Source organism: uncultured Tenacibaculum sp. (assembly GCF_947494125.1).
In the GTDB taxonomy this organism is placed as follows: domain Bacteria; phylum Bacteroidota; class Bacteroidia; order Flavobacteriales; family Flavobacteriaceae; genus Polaribacter.
Map to the genome: position 1 here is coordinate 1 of NZ_CANLTU010000012.1, position 19,741 is coordinate 19,741.

General features: G+C 29.5%; 13 protein-coding genes. 11 read left to right on the top strand and 2 right to left on the bottom strand.

What is annotated here, in order from left to right; translation table 11 throughout:
* Nucleotides 1-110: 110 nt before the first annotated feature.
* The 4 genes from Q0881_RS14980 (at nt 111) to uvrB (ending at nt 10,530) form a co-directional block, all read left to right on the top strand.
* Complete coding sequence (locus tag Q0881_RS14980; protein ID WP_299161949.1) at nt 111-2,801, top strand: T9SS type B sorting domain-containing protein; 2,691 nt, start codon at nt 111-113, stop codon at nt 2,799-2,801.
* Nucleotides 2,802-2,873: 72 nt separating this feature from the next.
* Nucleotides 2,874-5,573, top strand: a complete 2,700-nt coding sequence (locus Q0881_RS14985; protein ID WP_299161951.1) for a T9SS type B sorting domain-containing protein — start codon at nt 2,874-2,876, stop codon at nt 5,571-5,573.
* A gap of 105 nt (nt 5,574-5,678) precedes the next feature.
* A complete protein-coding gene (locus Q0881_RS14990) occupies nt 5,679-8,474 on the top strand; it encodes a T9SS type B sorting domain-containing protein (RefSeq protein ID WP_299161953.1) in 2,796 nt (931 codons plus the stop codon).
* A gap of 67 nt (nt 8,475-8,541) precedes the next feature.
* Nucleotides 8,542-10,530: an excinuclease ABC subunit UvrB gene (uvrB, locus tag Q0881_RS14995; protein ID WP_299161955.1), complete on the top strand. Its 1,989-nt coding sequence runs from the start codon at nt 8,542-8,544 to the stop codon at nt 10,528-10,530.
* A gap of 2 nt (nt 10,531-10,532) precedes the next feature.
* Here uvrB and Q0881_RS15000 read toward each other — a convergent pair whose 3' ends face one another.
* Together Q0881_RS15000 and sucC are read right to left on the bottom strand one after the other, a co-directional pair.
* Entirely contained in the window at nt 10,533-11,099 is a 567-nt protein-coding gene (locus Q0881_RS15000) for a hypothetical protein (protein WP_299161957.1), read from the bottom strand.
* A 94-nt stretch (nt 11,100-11,193) separates the two neighbouring features.
* Nucleotides 11,194-12,390, bottom strand: coding sequence for an ADP-forming succinate--CoA ligase subunit beta (gene sucC, locus Q0881_RS15005; protein WP_299161959.1), 1,197 nt, complete (start codon nt 12,388-12,390; stop codon nt 11,194-11,196).
* A 242-nt stretch (nt 12,391-12,632) separates the two neighbouring features.
* Between sucC and Q0881_RS15010 the strand changes: the two genes are divergently transcribed.
* The 7 genes from Q0881_RS15010 (at nt 12,633) to Q0881_RS15040 (ending at nt 19,646) form a co-directional block, all read left to right on the top strand.
* Complete coding sequence (locus Q0881_RS15010; protein ID WP_299161962.1) at nt 12,633-15,128, top strand: DUF5916 domain-containing protein; 2,496 nt, start codon at nt 12,633-12,635, stop codon at nt 15,126-15,128.
* A 90-nt stretch (nt 15,129-15,218) separates the two neighbouring features.
* Nucleotides 15,219-15,881 carry an ABC transporter ATP-binding protein gene (locus Q0881_RS15015; protein ID WP_299161965.1) on the top strand — a complete coding sequence of 221 codons (663 nt, stop codon included), beginning with the start codon at nt 15,219-15,221 and terminating at the stop codon, nt 15,879-15,881.
* Nucleotides 15,882-15,928: 47 nt separating this feature from the next.
* Complete coding sequence (locus Q0881_RS15020; protein ID WP_299161967.1) at nt 15,929-16,480, top strand: CPBP family intramembrane glutamic endopeptidase; 552 nt, start codon at nt 15,929-15,931, stop codon at nt 16,478-16,480.
* Nucleotides 16,481-17,242 (top strand): TIGR02757 family protein, encoded by a 762-nt coding sequence (locus Q0881_RS15025; RefSeq protein ID WP_299161969.1) that lies wholly within the window; start codon nt 16,481-16,483, stop codon nt 17,240-17,242.
* A 28-nt stretch (nt 17,243-17,270) separates the two neighbouring features.
* The gene (locus tag Q0881_RS15030; RefSeq protein WP_299161971.1) at nt 17,271-18,755 is read left to right on the top strand and encodes a carboxypeptidase; all 1,485 of its coding nucleotides are present in this window, start codon (nt 17,271-17,273) and stop codon (nt 18,753-18,755) included.
* A gap of 17 nt (nt 18,756-18,772) precedes the next feature.
* Nucleotides 18,773-19,327 carry a PAS domain-containing protein gene (locus tag Q0881_RS15035; RefSeq protein ID WP_299161973.1) on the top strand — a complete coding sequence of 185 codons (555 nt, stop codon included), beginning with the start codon at nt 18,773-18,775 and terminating at the stop codon, nt 19,325-19,327.
* A 10-nt stretch (nt 19,328-19,337) separates the two neighbouring features.
* The gene (locus Q0881_RS15040) at nt 19,338-19,646 is read left to right on the top strand and encodes a DUF6122 family protein (RefSeq protein ID WP_299161975.1); all 309 of its coding nucleotides are present in this window, start codon (nt 19,338-19,340) and stop codon (nt 19,644-19,646) included.
* Nucleotides 19,647-19,741: the final 95 nt, after the last annotated feature.

Here is a 19,741-nt window from a genome sequence, read left to right on the forward strand (position 1 = left end):
ATTCAACTCGTAGACAGAAAAGGAAAAATGCACCAACATCAAGGCCACTTCTCTATTTTAAGAAAATAATTTATTAAATTAGCTAATGAATTAATATTAATTCATTAGCTATGAATAAATTAACAGTATTTTTTATCTTTATTTTTTCCTTTTACGGCTTTAGTCAAAACGAAACCATTAATTGGTATTTTGGAAATGAAGCTGGAATGAAATTCAATAAAGCAACTCCAGAATCCGTAAATAATGGAAAAATGAAAGCTCCTGCTGGATGCTCTTCATTTTCCGACAATGACGGAAATCTTTTGTTTTATACTAATGGAAAAACGGTATGGAATAAAAATCATGAAATTATGGAAAACGGGGATAATTTAGCTGGTGACATAAATCATACTCAAAGTACTATAATAATTCCTAAACCCAATAATAACGATACTTTTTTTATTTTCACAACACGAAAAAAAAAATCTGATAAATTTATTGATGGTCTTTATTTTAATGAAATAAAAATAAATAATAATTTTCCTTTAGGTAAAGTTTCACAAAAGAACAGGAGGTTAAACTCTTTTTCTGCTGAAAAAATAACAGCAATTCATAGTGCTGATTCAAAATCTATATGGGTAATTACATTAACTAATAAAATTTCAGCAAATAAAGAGAATTTCAACTCCTTTTTCATTTATAATGTTAATGAAAATGGAGTGAATCTACTTCCACAAAGAACTTTAATAAATAATATTAAACCATCGATTGGAACATTAAAAGCTAGTCCTAATGGAGAAATTGTTGTATTAACTGTACCTGGTACATTATATTTTTATAAATTTAATACTTCAACAGGTGAAATATCTCAAGATAAAATAATTACTACGGCTATAAGTTTTACCAGTGGAATTTCAGCTTATGGTGCAGAATTTTCTCCAAATTCAAAAATAATGTATTATACAGGCTATGAATATGGTAATGGTCCTCCTAATTTTGTTTTAAAGCAATTTGATTTAAGCTCTAATGATATTTTCCAACTAGGTAAAACTATTTTTTCTAAACCAAACTTCTTTCCTTGCTCTATACAATTAGGCCCAAATAGCAAAATTTATGTTTCTTATAATAATGATTTTTATAATGGATCAATAAAAACAATAGGCGTTATTAATGCCCCAGATAAAGAAGGAAGTCAATGTGATTATATACATGATAAAATAAATTTAAACCCAAACAATTCAACTAGAGGGCTTCCAAATTTCATATCTTCTTATTTTAGAAATAGAATTATTACCGAAAATAAATGTGTGTTTGACTTATTTGAATTCTCTTTAGATTCTTATGCTCCAATTACTTCTGTTTCTTGGGATTTTGGCGATGGCAATACAAGTACACAAATGAACCCTAAACATAGTTATGTTACACCAGGAGAGTACACTATAAATGCCACAATAATTATTAATAACAAAAAAAATAATATTTATAAAAAAGTCAAGGTCTTTCCTTTACCTGAATTAATAAAAAATCAAAAATTAGTTCAATGTGATGATAATAACGATGGTATTAGTTTGTTTAATTTAAACAATATAAATGATAAAATTTCTAAAGATGACAGCCTTACGTACACTTTTTATAAAAGTTTAACAGATGCACAAGGTAATTTAAGCCCTATTCTAGATCCCGAAAATTTTTACAACGAGAGTAACCCTCAAGTTATTTATACAAAAGCTGTTAGTATTAATGGGTGTACAGAAATCGAAAACTTTACAATTGAATCTTTATTTAAACCATCTATAAATATAGCTCCTATTATTGAATGTGAAATACCTAATAGTAATAGTGAAAGTAATTTCGACCTACAAAGAAAAAAAGTAGAACTAAATACACTTTTAAATTTATCTAAGTTATACAAAATATCTTTTTTTCCTACTTTTGAAGATGCTCAAAAATCAACAAATGAATTATCTGATTTATATAAATCCTCAACAACAACTATTTGGGTTAGAATTGAAAATGAAAATGAATGTTCAGGTATATCATCAATACAACTTATTGTAAATAACTTACCTGTTACAGGAATAAACGAATCATATACAATATGTGTCGATCCAACAGCACATGTTCCAGTTATAGCATCCGCGGATAACAATAATAATAAATTTGAATGGAAAGATAATAATGGAAATATTATAAGTACTAATAACGAATTTACCTTAACTAAAACAGGAAATTATTCACTTACCGTATATAAAACACTAAATAATATAGAATGTTCCAATACATCTAATTTTGTTGTTATTAATCCTACTCCTCCAGAAATCACAAGTCTTGATTTTGATTCTCAAAGTGAACAAAAAAACAGTGTTTATGTTACAGTAAATGGTAATAGTTCGTATGAATTTTCTTTAAACAATATTGATTATTTTGGTAGTGGAACTTCTCATACATTTTATGATGTAATACCAGGAATAAACACCGTTTATGTTAGAGATATTAAAAAATGTGAAGCCATTACAACAGATAATATTAGTATTATTGGTTATCCTAAGTTTTTATCTCCAAATGGGGATAATAAAAATGATATTTGGACTGTCTACGGAGTAAATTCTAATTTTTTTAAAAAAATAACTATAACAATTTTTAACAGATTTGGAAAAGTTCTATACACAATTAATAATCAAAATGCTGAACAAGGTTGGAATGGAACCTTAAATGGTAAACCTCTACCGCCTAATGATTATTGGTTTTATGCAAAATTAGTCGACTTAAATGACAATATAATTGAAAAAAAAGGGCACTTTTCTCTTCAACAAAATAAATAAAAAATAGGAAAAACACCACTTAGATAAAAAAATATTTTCCCTATCTTTAAATGTTATAATAAATTCATAGCTATGAAAAAATTATTATTTATTTTTTTTCCATTATTTTGTTTCTCTCAAAATGAAACAAACAATTGGTATTTTGGAGATAAAGGTGGAATATATTTCAATAAAGGTGAAATTAGTATTCTAAATAATAGCCAAATGAACACTCCTGAAGGTTGTTCTACAATCTCAGATATTAATGGTGATTTATTATTTTATACTAATGGACAAACAGTATGGAATAAAAACCACGAAATTATGGAAAATGGAGAAGGATTAGCTTCCGATAAAGAAAATACACAAACTTCCATAATCATTCCTAAACCTGGAAGTAAAGAAAATTTTTACCTGTTTACTACCAAAATTTCAAACTCAACATCACCTTTACTTGCTCAAGGAATATATTATACAGAAATTGAAATCTCAAATAAGTATCCTTTAGGGAAAGTATTATTTAAATATATTCGTCTTATAGGTGGTTCATCTGAAAAAATTTCAGCTGTTCATCATGCTGATGGAAAATCTATTTGGGTTATGACCTATACCAGTTTATCAGGTCTTCCTAATAGCCCTATAAATGCGTTAACCTTATTTAAAATTGATGAAACTGGTATTAATTCTAGAATAGTCTCAATTCAAGAAGAAATACAATCTAAAAAAGGAGCCATGAAGGTTTCTCCTGATGGGAAATATATTGCAGTATCAGATTATAACAAGCAATTTATATACTTATACAATTTTAATAATGAAAATGGAACTGTTAATTTAAAAGAAAGAATTTTTGCAGATACATCTCTATTTAGCCCAAAGTATGTTTATGGTCTTGAGTTCTCTTCTGATTCAAAAATATTATATTATACAGCAGAAATTGGACAAACTGGTATTAGTACTGTTAATCAATATATTATAAATTCAGACACTAATGATCCTCTTTTCCCTAAAAAAACTCAAATATTTAGCTCTAAAGATGAATTTTTTGGTTCCTTACAATTAGCTAATAATAGTAAGATTTATGTTGCATTATGTAATAAAAATACAAACTCAATAATTTCATCAGAAAAAATAGGAGTAATAAATTTCCCTCAAAAAATTAACCCAGAAGCAAATTATCAACACCTATCTATTGATCTTGAAACTGGTGCCTCAAATAAAGGACTTCCTAATTTCATATCTTCCTATTTTAGAAATAGAATAATTACAGAAAATAAATGTGCTTTTGACTTATTTGAATTTTCTTTAGATTCTTATGCTCCAATTACTTCCGTTTCTTGGGATTTTGGCGATAACTCAAACACAAGTACAAATATAAATCCAACACACACATATACCTCACCTGGAAATTATATTGTAACTGCCACTATAACAATAAATAATCAACAGCAGAATATTTATAAAAAAGTCAAAGTTTTTCCTTTACCTGAATTAATAAAAAATCAAAAATTAGTACAATGTGATGATAATAACGATGGTATTAGTTTATTTAACTTAAACAATATAAATGATAAAATTTCTAAAGATAATAGCCTTACGTACACTTTTTATAAAAGCTTAAAAGAAGCACAAACTAATTCAAACCCTATTCTAAATCCTGAAAACTTTCACAACGAAAGCAACCCTCAAGTTATTTACACAAAAGCTGTTAGTATTAACGGGTGTACAGAAATTGAAAGCTTTACAATTGAATCTTTATTTAAACCATCTATAAATATAGTACCTATTATTGAATGTGAAATACCTAATAGTAATAGTGAAAGTAATTTCGATTTACAAAGTAAAAAAGTAGAACTCAATGCACTTTTAAATTTATCTAAATTATACAAAATATCTTTTTTTCCTACTTTTGAAGATGCTCAAAAATCAACAAATGAATTACCTAATTTATTTAAATCCTCAACAACAACTATTTGGGTTAAAATTGAAAATGAAAATGAATGCTCAGGTATATCATCAATACAACTTATAGTAAACAACTTACCTATTATTGCAATAAACGATTCTTATACAATATGTGTAAACCCTGCAATACATTCACCTATAATTTTAAATGCAGATAATCAAAATGATAAGTTTGAATGGAAAGATATTAACGACAATATACTAAGTACAAATAGCCAATTTACTTTAACTAAAACTGGTAAATTTTCACTCACAGTATATAAAACTGAAAATGGAGTACAATGTTCTACTAGCAAGGATTTTTTAGTTGATAATCCTACTTCTCCAAATGTTACTAATTTAGATGTTAGTTTTGAAAATGAACAAAGTAATACTGTTTATATTAGTGTAAATGGCAATAGTTCTTATGAATATTCTTTGGATAATATAAATTTCTTTGGCAGTGGAGCGTCACATACTTTTAATGAAGTACAGCCAGGTATAAACACTATTTATGTGAGAGATCTTCTTAAATGTGAGCCTGTAATATCTACAGATGTTAGTGTCATAGGTTATTCTAAATTTTTAACTCCAAATGGAGATGATAAAAATGACACTTGGATTATCTATGGCCTAAAATCTAAATTTTTCAAAAAAATAGACGTTACTATTTTTAATAGGTTTGGAAGAGTTCTTTATACTATAAATAACCAAAATGCTGAACAAGGTTGGAATGGAACTTTAAATGGTAAGCTACTCCCCCCTAATGATTATTGGTTTTATGCAAAATTAACTGATTTAAAAGATAATATTATTGAAAAAAAGGGGAACTTTTCCCTTCAAAAAAACTAAACTCAAGAATAGGAAAAACACTATTTATCAAGTAATTGAGGAAAAAACCTATAGTCCCAACTTTCTTTTTTAAGTAACTTTGTATTTAGCTACAAACTATTAAGAATGAAGAAAGTAATCATCGCTTTTTTCCTCCTCTCCTCTATAATAACAACTGCACAAAAAGAAGCTAACATATGGTATTTCGGAAGAAATGCAGGAATTGATTTTAGTGCGGGTAATCCTACTGCGCTCACAAATGGACAATTAAATACATTTGAAGGTTGTTCAACTATTTCAGATAAAGATGGTAACCTACTCTTTTATTCAGATGGTAGTACAGTTTGGAATAGAAATCACAATATAATGCCTAACGGCACAAATCTCTTAGGAAATAGCTCTAGTACACAATCTGCTTTAATAGTACCAAACCCAACGATAAACAATATTTATTATTTATTCACAGTCGATGCTCAAGAAAACAATATGCATGGAGTTAATTATTCTATAATAGATATGAATTTGGATGGAGCTAATGGAGATATTATCACCAAAAACATTCCTTTAATAAGCACAGCTACAGAAAAAATAACAGCAGTTATTGGTAAAAGTTGCGACGCTATATGGGTAATTACAGCAGATACCAATAATTTTTATGCTTATGAAGTTACTACAGCGGGAGTTAATACCACAGCAATACAATCAAGTTTGGTGAGTCCTTTAGGACTTTTATCAAGTAGAGGCTATTTAAAAACATCTCCAGATGGCACAAAATTAGCAATGGCTGCTGCTGAATCTGGATCTTACATCTATGATTTAGATACTAACTCTGGTTCTATTTCTAACGGAAGACGTCTTGACTTAGATTTTAATGATGGATATGGAATTGAATTTTCAATAACTGGAAATAAATTATATGTGGCTACTGGAATATCTTCCAATGGAGGGACAGCAAATCTTTATCAGTTTGACGTATCTAATCCAGACATAAATAATATAAACAATTCAAGAGGGGCTCCTTTTTATACCTATCAAGGCTCAAGAGCTGCTTTACAAATTGGGCCAAACGGTAGAATTTATCATGCAGTAAACAGACAACCTTTTTTAGGAGTAATTAATTCACCCGAAAACCCTAAAGTCTCAATAAATTACGTACATAATGGTGTAAACTTAAACGGAAGAGAATCATCTCAAGGCCTCCCCCCCTTTATTCAATCTTATTTTTTACCAACTACTATTTTAAATGCAGATAATGACCTTGTAATTAGTAATGATAAACAGTTTTTTTGTTCAGGAAGAGATTACCTTTTAAAAGCAGGTAGAATAGAAGTTGGAGCAACTTATACTTGGGTAAAGGATGGAAACATCATAGGAACAGATTCTATACTAACAACTAATGATATAAATTTTGGCCCTGGAATTTATGAACTAACTATTGAATTAAATAATGCATGTAATACTACTTTAACAGCTAATGCAGATATAGAATTTGTTCCACAACCAACAATAGTTAGCATACCTGATTTTGAAAAATGCGATACGGATTCAGATACTTCAGATCAGAGAACAACATTTGATTTAACTACAAAAGAAGGTCAATTAACTAATAATGCAACCAATGTTAGTGTAGATTTTTTTGACCAAGCAGACATTAATTTCTTAAATCCATTACCAAAAACTAATTACATTAATAACACCAATCCAGAAATAATTACAGTTCGTGTTAGTTATAATGCTTCAAATAATACAAATTGTTTTGTTACAGGTACATTAACTCTACGAGTTTTAAGCTCAAATTTCACTAGTAATTTAACGAATGTTTATGTTTGTGAAACAGATGTAAATGCAACGAATTTAAATGCTACAAGTAGTCTTGGTTCTGGCAATGGATATTATGATTTTTCAAAAAAAACAGAAGAGATTATCACTTTAAATCCAGCAATCTCACTCAATTCTCATTCTATTGATTTCTATAGAAGTTTAAATGATGCGAATAATCAAGTAAATCCCATAGTAATACCTTATGAAGATGATTTATTTACCAATGATTCTGATATTTTTGTTAGAATCTCACCCAAATCAGCATCTTCATGTTTTACAATTACTAGTTTTAAATTATTTATTGAACTTTTACCTGCCCCCAGAGGAAATCCTAATCCAATTCTTTTGTGCCTAAATGTTCCAAAAGATACCATACCAATAGCTACTGTAGATTTAGATGCTTCAACTGGAAATATATTAGATACATATCTGTGGTATAAAGACGGACAGTTAATACCTAATGAAACAAGTGCTATTTATAAAGCTTCAGATAAAGGTATTTATAAAGTAGAAGCCTATCGAAATAATTCATTAACAGAAAGTCCATGTGCAGGCTATAATACTTTTACAGTAACTGTTTCAAGCAAGGCTGTAATTGTAAATATTATTCCTACAGATGATACTTTAAATAACAATAATATAGTTATAACTGTAGAGGGTGAAGGAAGTTATGAATACGCTTTAAATGGTTCTAATATTTTTAATACCGGACCTTATAATCTCACTTATACTTTTTCAAATTTAAGTATAGGAATATATACAATTAAAATTAGAGATAAAAATGGTTGTGGGATTACAAATTCAAATGAAATTCCTATTATTTTCTTTCAAAAACATTGCACACCAAATCAAGATGGCATTTATGATACTTGGAGGATATTGGGAGTAGACAATGATTTTTTTCAATCTGTAGAAGTAAATATATACGATAGATATGGAAAAAGAATCGCTGTAATACCTAGCAAAGATCATAAAGGCTGGGGAGGAATTTACAATGGTAAAAAACTACCTTCTTCAGATTATTGGTACAACGCTATACTTCTTGATAAAAATGGAATAATTCGCACTAAAAAAAGCCATTTTAGCTTACTAAGAAAATAAATATTCATACTTAATTACTCTATCAAATCGAGTAGTATATCAATAAAACTATCCGTATTTTTGTTGTATGAACTTTGAATTACACTCAGAATTTAAGCCTACAGGAGATCAACCTTCAGCCATAAAACAATTAGTAAACGGAATAACATCAGATGAAAAATACCAAACCCTTTTAGGAGTTACTGGTTCAGGTAAAACCTTTTCGGTTGCCAATGTAGTTGCTGAAGTAAATAGACCAACTTTAGTTTTAGCTCATAATAAAACTTTGGCAGCTCAATTATATTCTGAGTTCAAACAGTTCTTTCCAAACAACGCCGTAGAATACTTTGTTTCTTATTATGATTATTATCAGCCTGAAGCATATATTCCGGTAACAGGAACATTTATAGAAAAAGATTTATCTATTAATGATGAAATAGAACGTTTACGAATTAGCACTTCGTCCTCTCTCCTATCTGGTCGTAGAGATGTATTAGTAGTTGCGTCAGTTTCTTGTTTATATGGTATTGGAAATCCAAATGAGTTTAAGAAAAATGTTATTCCAATTAAAGTAGATCAACAAATATCACGAACAAAATTCCTACATCTATTAGTAACTAGTTTATATGCACGTACAGAAGTAGAAATAAAAAGTGGTACATTTAAAGTAAAAGGAGATGTTGTAACTATTTACCCATCATATGGAGATAGTGGATATAGAGTTCACTTTTTTGGGGATGAAATTGAAGAAATAGAGACTTTCGATATAGAAAGTAATCAAATCGTTGAAAAGTTAGATGAATTAACTATTTATCCAGCTAATTTATTTGTTACATCTCCAGATGTACTACAAGAAGCCATTCATAAAATACAAGATGATATGGTAAAACAAGTGGATTATTTTAAAGAAATTGGCAAGCATTTAGAAGCAAAAAGGCTACAAGAACGAACAGAATTTGATTTAGAAATGATTCGTGAATTAGGTTACTGTTCAGGAATTGAGAATTACTCTCGTTATCTAGATGGTAGAGATCCAGGAACCAGACCTTTCTGTTTATTAGATTATTTTCCTGAAGATTATTTAATGGTAATTGATGAAAGTCATGTTACTATTCCTCAAACACATGCTATGTATGGAGGTGATAGAAGCAGGAAAGAAAACTTAGTAGAGTACGGGTTCCGGTTACCTGCTGCAATGGATAATCGACCATTAAAATTTGATGAATTAGAAATGCTTCAAAATCAAGTAATTTACGTTTCTGCAACCCCTGCTGATTATGAATTACAGAAAACAGAAGGTGTATTTGTTGAACAAGTAATTAGACCTACTGGCTTATTAGACCCTGTAATAGAAGTACGTCCAAGCTTGAATCAGATTGATGATTTAATTGAAGAAATTCAAATTAGAGTAGAAAAAGACGAACGTACACTGGTTACTACGTTAACCAAACGAATGGCTGAAGAATTAGCAAAATACTTAACTAGAATTCAAGTTCGTTGTCGTTATATACATTCGGATGTAGATACCTTAGAACGTGTGCAAATAATGCAAGATTTACGAAAAGGTATTTTTGATGTTTTAATTGGTGTAAACTTACTTCGTGAAGGGCTAGATTTACCAGAAGTATCTTTAGTAGCTATTTTAGATGCAGATAAAGAAGGTTTTTTACGTAGTCACAGATCAATAACTCAAACTGTTGGTAGAGCTGCTCGTAATGTAAATGGACTCGCTATTTTATACGCTGATAAAGTTACAAATAGCATGCAACGCACTATAGACGAAACAGAAAGACGTAGAGAGAAACAAATTAATTATAATACTAAAAACGGGATTACTCCTACTCAAATTAATAAAAAATTAGACAATACGCTTTCTAAAGATACTATTACTACATATCAATATGATAATGCTATTCAAAAAGCTGCGGAGCAAGATTTAGAATATTTACCTAAAGAAGAAATAGAAAAACGCATTCGTACTAAACGTAAACAGATGGAAGAAGCCGCTAAAGCTTTAGACTTTTTAGTAGCTGCGCAATTACGTGATGAAATTAAAGTTTTAAAAGAAAACTTATAACTTTAATCTTTACTTCCCCAAGGTGCACTTGGTATATTTATCTCTTTTGTTAAATCAAATTTTACAGAGAAGAACCTACCAACACCTACTCTACGTAAATTATAAGTAAAACTTGTTTTATCTATAGTTACCCACCAAACATTAGTAGAAGCATAAGGTATTAAACTCGCTGTATGTTGGTCAGCAGGGAAAAACTGAATATGAGCTAGGCCCTTATTCGGATTAACACCCCCATATTGAGTAATTTTATCTTCAGATCCATCTTTATGTCTATGATCATGTTTCAAACTAATAAATTTATCTTCATTTAATTTAAAAACCCAAGTACGTGATTTATTATTCCCCACAAAAAAAGGGATTCTTATTGTATTATCTTCGCAAACGCGAAAATGCATCACTAATTTTTCTCCAGTAAAACCATCACCTTCTTTTCCTCCTTCAACTATTTCCCCTTCATATGCTTTCCCGCAATGACTTTTTAAACTATTCCAAAATAACTCAGAATTAGATACCTCTTGCGCTATTAATTGCAAAGGGAATAATAGTAACATCAATAATAACTTTCTCATTTTTATAAATCTGTTTTCATTAAGTTCCACCAAGATAAAACAAAAAAACCTCACAAAAAGTGAGGTTTTTAATATATAACTAAGAATTTAATTTTTAAGCTTCTAAAACTTCTTGTACTTTATCAGCTGCTTCTTGGAACTCAGTAGCTGAGATAATTTCCATTCCACTATTATCAATTAATTCTTTTGCTTCTTTAGCGTTTGTTCCTTGTAAACGACAAATAATAGGCACATTAATTTTGTCTCCCATATTTTTATAAGCATCAACAACACCTTGAGCAACACGATCACAACGAACGATTCCTCCAAAAATGTTAACTAAAATTGCTTTTACATTAGTATCTTTTAAAATAATACCAAAAGCCGTTTCAACACGTTGAGCATCTGCAGTACCACCAACATCTAAAAAGTTAGCTGGATCACCACCTGCTTGCTTAATTAAATCCATAGTTCCCATTGCTAATCCAGCTCCGTTTACCATACATCCAACATTTCCATCTAAATCTACATAGTTTAAACCTGCAGCTTTCGCTTCAACCTCAATTGGGTTCTCTTCACGAATATCACGCATTGCTGCATAATCTTTATGACGATATAAAGCGTTTTCATCTAAAGTTACTTTAGCATCTACAGCCATAATTTTATCATCAGATGTTTTTAACACAGGGTTAATTTCAAACATTGCTGAATCTGACTTGATGTATGCAGTATATAAAGCGGTAACAAACTTTACCATTTCTTTTAAAGCTCCACCACTTAAACCTAAGTTAAAAGCAATTTTACGAGCTTGGAAAGGCATTAATCCTGTTGCTGGGTCAACTTCTTCAGTAAAAATTAAATGAGGAGTTTCTTCAGCTACAGTTTCAATATCCATACCTCCTTCTGTAGAATACATAATCATATTTCTACCAGTACCACGATTTAATAAAACCGACATATAAAATTCACTCGGCTCACTATCACCAGGATAATAAACATCCTCAGCAATTAAAACTTGGTTTACTAATTTACCTTCTGCTGAAGTTTGAGGTGTAATTAACATCATTCCTAAAATGTCATTAGAAATACTTTTTACCTCATCTAAGTTTTTAGCTAGCTTAACTCCTCCACCTTTTCCACGACCACCTGCGTGTACTTGTGCTTTAATTACATGCCAACCAGTTCCTGTTTCTTCAGTTAACTTTTTTGCTGCTTCAACAGCTTCTTCTGGTGTATTTGCAACAACTCCGCGTTGAATACGAACGCCAAAACTGCTTAATATTTCTTTACCTTGATATTCGTGTAAGTTCATTAGATATGAATTTTTTAAAGTCGAACAAAAATACAAATTCAAATGATAATACATTGCATTTTACCCTTTATTTTAATGTATTTGATAGTATATCACAAGATTTCTACTTTCACATATCTTTAACATTTGAAATGTAACGATCGCTTTTTTAACATGTCTTTACTCTAATTAACATGATTTTATGATTTATTTTATTAAATCATAAATAATTTAGCTTAACCATTTTACACTATCAATCAACTATGTATAAAATCGCTATATTAATCAGCGCTATATTTCTAATATCCAGCAGCATAACTGCTCAAGAAATTAACTCAAATAGGAAGAAAATTAATGCTACTCGTGTAGATTCTCCACCAAAGATTGATGGAATTTTAGATGATACTGCTTGGAGTAATACTCCTATTGCAAAAGATTTTGTGATGATGCGTCCTAATAATGGTGAAGCGGAACCAGATACTCATAAAACTGAAGTTAAAATAGTATATGATGATAATGCTATTTATATTTCTGCATTAATGCATACACCAGATGCTTCTAAAACTCCTGCCGAGTTTACCAATAGAGACAATTTTGGTAATTCAGATTTTTTTATGGTTATGATTAACCCAAATGATGATGGACAAAATCCAACCATGTTTATTGTAACTGCATCAGGTGTACAAATAGATTCAAAAGTTTCTAATGGGAACAATGAAGATTACAATTGGAGTGCTGTTTGGGAAAGTAGTATAAAAATTAATGATACTGATTGGGTTGCAGAAATGAAAATTCCATACAGAGCCTTACGATTTGCGAATGAATCAGTTCAATCATGGGGAATGAATTTCCATAGAGAAATTAGAAATTTAAATGCTCGTTATACTTGGAATCATATCAATAATCAACAAGGTTCTTGGACTCAATACGATGGTTTAATTGAAGATTTTAAAAATATTACACCTCCTACTCGATTAAGTTTTTACCCTTACGCATCAACAACAGTAACTTCTTTTGATGGCACTACTGATTTTGATTGGAGTGTTGGTATGGATGTAAAATATGGAATTACAGAAAATTTTACGCTAGATGCCACTTTAATTCCAGATTTTGGACAAACTGCCTTTGACAATGTAACCTTAAACTTAGGTCCATTTGAACAACAATTTAGTGAACAACGTCAATTTTTTACTGAAGGAACAGAACTTTTTACAAAAGGTCGTTTATTTTATTCTAGAAGAATTGGAGGAAATCCTATAGATCAATTTTCTGATGAGAGAAATTTAATTGATGAAGAAGTATTTACAAATGGTAAAAAAGTAAATGAAGAAATTACCGATTATCCTGATGTTAAAATGCTAAATGCTATTAAAATATCGGGAAGAACAAAAAAAGGGTTAGGTATTGGATTTTTCAATGCTATAACTGATAAAACTGAAGCTACAATTACCAAAACTGAACAAGTTATTAATGGTACAGAAACTATTTCTAATGTTAGTACATATAAAACGGTAACAAGTCCATTAACTAATTATAACATTATGGTCTTAGACCAGCAATTTAATCAGAATTCATCTGTAACATTAATTAATACTAATGTTACACGTGATGGTAGATATAGAGATGCAAATGCTACTGGTTTACTTTGGCATGTTGAAGATAAAGGGAGTAATTATAATATAGATGGTTCTTTTAAAATGACAAATATTTCTGATGATGTTGACAATCCTAACACGGGATATTCTTTCGACACAAGTCTTGGTAAGCAATCTGGAAATTGGAGAGGGGAAGTTGGATACAACTTCGAAAATAAAGACTTCAATCCTAACGATTTAGGAATTTTATTTAGAAATAATAGACAAAGAATTTATGGCTTTCTTGGATACAGGCTATTAAAACCAAAAGGAATGTTTAATAATTATGGAGTTAATTTTTATTATAATATAAACTTTTTACACAACCCTGGAACTTATACTGGAGCTAATGGAGGACTATCTTTTTGGTCTCAAACAAAAAAACGTTTTGGTTTTGGAGGGAATTTAAACTTTAGTACTGAAACAAAAGATTTTTTTGAACCGAGACAAGGTACCACAAGTGGTATATTTTTTAACAGCCCACAAAGGCTTAATGTTAATCATTGGGGGTCTTCAGATTACAGAAAAAAATTAGCTTTTGATTATAGTTGGTATTATACTTTTTTCAAGAATAACCCTAGAGAAGGCTACGGTTTTAGAATTTCGCCTAGATATCGTTTTAACAACCAGTTTTCTTTAATTTATGGTTTTAGGTATAATAAAACAAACAACGATCAGGGGTATGTAACTACCTTAGATAATGATGATATTATTTTTGGACAAAGAGATAGGTCTTCTTACAACAATTCTGTTTCTGGAAAATATAGTTTTAGTACAAAATCATCTTTGTCTTTAACATTCCGTCATAACTGGAGTAAAGTACCATATCAAAATCAGTTTTATAAATTAAACACAAATAACGGTTTACTTGAAGCAAATGCTTATTCAGATAATCATGATGTTAATTTTAATAGTTGGAATTTAGATCTTAATTATGTTTGGCAATTTGCTCCTGGTAGTCAATTAATTGCTTTTTACAGAAATTCAATTTCTAATTTTAATGAGCACGCGCACCAAGGTTTCTTTAAAAATTTAGATAGTTTATTTGATGAATCTAATCGACATACATTTTCTGTTCGTTTAGTATATTTTATCGACTACAATAATCTTAAAAATATATTATAATAGGGTTTATTATATATAGTTTGAAATAAGGTAAGCTTTAAAGTTTATCTTATTTCTTTTTTATACTTTCGTTACATTGAATTTAAGATTATGATTATTACTAAAAACATCCATAAGCAGTATGGTGATGTTGAAATATTAAAAGGAGTAGATCTTCATATTAAGAAAGGTGAAATTGTTGCTATTGTTGGTCCATCGGGAGCAGGAAAAACAACCTTACTTCAAATTTTAGGAACATTAGACAAGCCTAACAAAGAACAAGGTTATGATCTTTTAGTTGATAATGTTTCTATTAAAAATTTAAATGATGATGAAGTATCTTCTTTTAGAAATAAAAACATAGGGTTTATATTTCAATTTCATCAACTATTACCTGAATTTACTGCTTTAGAAAATGTTTGTATACCTGCATTCATTGGAGGAAAATCAAAATCATCAACAGAAAAGAGAGCTAAAGAATTATTAAGTTTTTTAGGATTATCTCATAGAGAAAACCACAAACCTAGCGAGCTTTCTGGAGGAGAACAACAAAGAGTTGCAGTAGCTAGAGCTTTAATTAATGAACCATCTGTTATTTTTGCTGATGAACCTTCAGGTAATTTAGATTCAAGTTCTGCTAAAAAACTACATGAACTTTTCTTTGAACTCCGAGATAAATTTGGACAAACATTTGTTTTAGTTACTCATAACAAAGAATTAGCGAAAATGGCTGACCGTACCCTAACTATGAAAGATGGAATTATTATTGATTAATGTAACAAATTCATGTTTAATGCTACTTATAGCAAACCAACTTAACCATGAGAGATACATTTTACGAGCTAATTTCTTTTTTAAAAAATCCTGTATTAGAAAAAGACAATAATCAAAATAATGCATATCGGTTTAAGAAGTTCTTACATATTCTTATTATAAGTATATTAACTGGTGCTGCATTATCTCCTTTATTTGTATTAATAGAACATTTAGGCTTGGTTAATATGGATGAACATGCTATGGAAGAGTTAATGAAAAACATGTCTAAATTCAAAATTTTTCTCTTCGCAGTAATAGCAGCTCCATTAATAGAAGAATTAATTTTTAGAGCGCCAATAACATTGTTTCGTCAACAAAAATCTTTCAGAGTAGCTTTTTATATTTTCGCTATTACTTTTGGCTTGATTCATTTAACAAATTTTACAATAACGAATAACGTACTTTTACTTGCCCCTATATTAGTTGCTCCACAAATAATATTAGGAGGTTATTTAGGGTTTATTAGAGTTCGTTTCGGATTAATTTGGAGTATTCTTTTACATGCCTCTTACAATGCTTTCTTTGTTTTTATTAGTTTTGCTGGAGATTTACTGTAAATGAATAAAACTGAACTAAAAGAATTTCTTGACGAAAAAGTAGTAAAGTATAATAACTTAGACTTTATTGAAAGTGATCCTATACAAATTCCTCATCGGTATAATTTAAAAGAAGATATTGAAATTATTGGTTTTTTAGCAGCAACAATAGCTTGGGGAAATCGTAAAATGATTATTAAAAATGCTTCTAGAATGACTGAATTACTCGGTAACTCTCCCTATGATTTTGTAATGAACCATACTGAAGATAATCTAGAAAATTTCGATGGTTTTGTTCATCGTACTTTTAATGCTGATGATTTTAAGTTTTTTATAAAATCTTTGAAAAACATTTATCTAAATCATAAAGGATTAGAATCTATATTATCAACTAAAGAAAATGATAATTATAAATTAGCTATCCATAATTTTAAACAAGTTTTCTTTGAAATCCCACATTTAAGCAGAACATTAAAGCACGTTTCTGACCCATTAAAAAATTCAGCTTCAAAAAGAATAAACATGTTTTTACGCTGGATGGTACGTGATAATAAAACTGGAGTAGATTTTGGTATATGGAAGACACATTCTCCAACTCACTTACATTGCCCTTTAGATGTACATTCTGGAAATGTTTCACGCAAACTAGGCATATTAACTAGAAAGCAAAACGATTGGAAAGCATTAGTTGAGTTAGATACTACTTTACGAGAATTTGATAAGAATGACCCGGTTAAATATGACTTTGCCTTATTTGGATTAGGTGTTTTTGAGAAGTTTTAATACTTTTAACTTTCTTAACAACCATACTATGAAAAAATTCATAATCATATTTGCTTTATTATTTTCAACTATTAGCATTGCTCAAGATAATCGAGTTCCTATTGACACTACAGTTACTACAACAAATTCTGTGGTTATTAAAGGAAAAAGAATTCAGTATAAAGCACAAACAGGAACACAACCTGTATATGACAAAAATGGTATTATTAAAGCTACTCTTTTCTATACATATTATAAAAGAACCGATGTAAATAATAGCGAAAAAAGACCTTTAATTATGTCTTTTAATGGAGGTCCGGGTTCTGCTTCAGTTTGGATGCATATTGCCTATACAGGTCCAAAAATCTTAAAAATTGATGATGAAGGAAATCCTATTCAGCCTTATGGTATTAAAGACAATCCTTATTCTGTATTAGATGTAGCTGATATTGTTTTTGTTAACCCAGTAAACACAGCATATTCAAGACCAATTTTACAAGAAAAAAAGAAGTTAGATAAAAAATATTTCTTTGGAGTTAACGCAGACGCTAAATACTTAGCTGGTTGGTTAAATACTTTTATTACTCGCAATAACAGATGGAACTCACCTAAATATATTATTGGAGAAAGCTATGGAGGTACTCGTGTTATGCAATTAGCTTACGAATTACAAAATAGTCAATGGATGTATTTAAATGGAGTCATTATGGTATCTCCTGCTGATTATCAATTATTAAGAACCAAAAACTCTGAAGATTATGCCATCAATCTTCCATATTTTACTGCTGCTGCTTGGTATCATAAAATGCTTCCTCAAAAATTACAACAACAAGATTTATTAGATATTTTACCTGAAGCAGAAAACTTTGCTATTAACAAATTACTTCCAGCTTTAGCGAAAGGTGGCTATATATCTAAAGAAGAAAAAGAAAATGTAGCTGATAGAATGGCTTATTATTCTGGAATAAAAAAAGAAGTGATCCTTAAACATAACTTAGAAGTTCCAAATCAATACTTTTGGAAAGAGTTACTTAGAAATACATCTGGTAAAACTATTGGACGTTTAGATAGTAGATATTTAGGTATTGATAGAAGAGAAACTGGAAGCTCTCCAGATTATAGTCCTGAATTAGTTTCTTGGTTGCATTCATTTACCCCTGCTATTAATTATTACATACAAAACGTACTTAAGTTTAAAACCGATATAAAATACAATATGTTTGGCTCTGTTCATCCTTGGGATTTTAGCAATAATAATGCTAGAGAAAATTTACGCAAATCAATGGCACAAAACCCTTATTTAAACGTATTAGTACAGTCTGGTTATTATGATGGAGCCACTACGTATTCTGCAGCCAAATACACTATGGGGAAAATAGACCCTAGTGGAAAGTTTAAAAATCGTTTAAGTTTTAAAGGTTATAGAAGCGGACATATGATGTACCTTAGAAAAAAAGATCTAGAAAAAGCGAATGAAGACCTACGTGAATTTATAAAAAGAAGTTCAGAAAATATAGGCCCAGCAAAATATTAAAATTTAGTTTTTAATTTATGAAGAATGATTTAAATAATATGATGTGTTTAGATACCTATTTATCTTCTTTAGATGAAGATAAATATCAAGAGACAACATCGTTAATTAATCCTACCAAAGCACAAAACATTAACTTACTTAGCTGGGGTATTCAAGATTTATTTACTGACAACACTCTTGTTTATGATCTTAAAAACATTCATAAACTAGCTACTAACTTTAATTGGAAGAATAACTTAAATTCTATTTTAAAAGAAAACTCCTACGAATCATTGGTTATCACCAACAGTGATAAAAAAATAATTTGGGTAAATAATGGGTTTAAAAAAATGACTGGTTATGAGAATGAATTTGCCTTAGGTAAATCACCAGTATTTTTGCAAGGAGAAAAGACTACTGAAATATCTAAAGAAAAAATCCGTAAAAAACTTCTAAAAAACAAGCCTTTTAAAGAAGTGATTATTAATTATAGAAAAGATAAGTCAACCTATAAATGTGAATTAAAAATTTTCCCGCTTTATTCTACAACTGAAACTACACATTTTTTAGCTTTAGAGAAAGAAGTGGTTTAATATTGAATTAATGCAAACATTTATTCATTACTTTTTACATTTTGGTTCCCCTATAATTATAGCTTATATATTTTTTAGAAAAGAATGGAAAAAGGCTAGCCTAATTTTATTAGCTACTATGCTAGTTGATTTAGATCACTTACTAGCCAATCCAATTTTTGCTTCTAATAGATGTAGTATAAACTTTCATCCTTTGCACACATATTATGCTATGGTTGTGTATGTGTTCCTTCTCTTTTTAAAAAAACCGTTTAGTATTATAGGCATCGGATTATTGCTACATATGCTAACTGATTATATTGACTGTTTATTGATGTAGTATTCCAAAGACATTTAAATAAGCGCAAATCAACCAAAAATTTAGTCCTTTCATCTACACATAAATACCTTTCATCTAATTTCACTTTTTCTCTT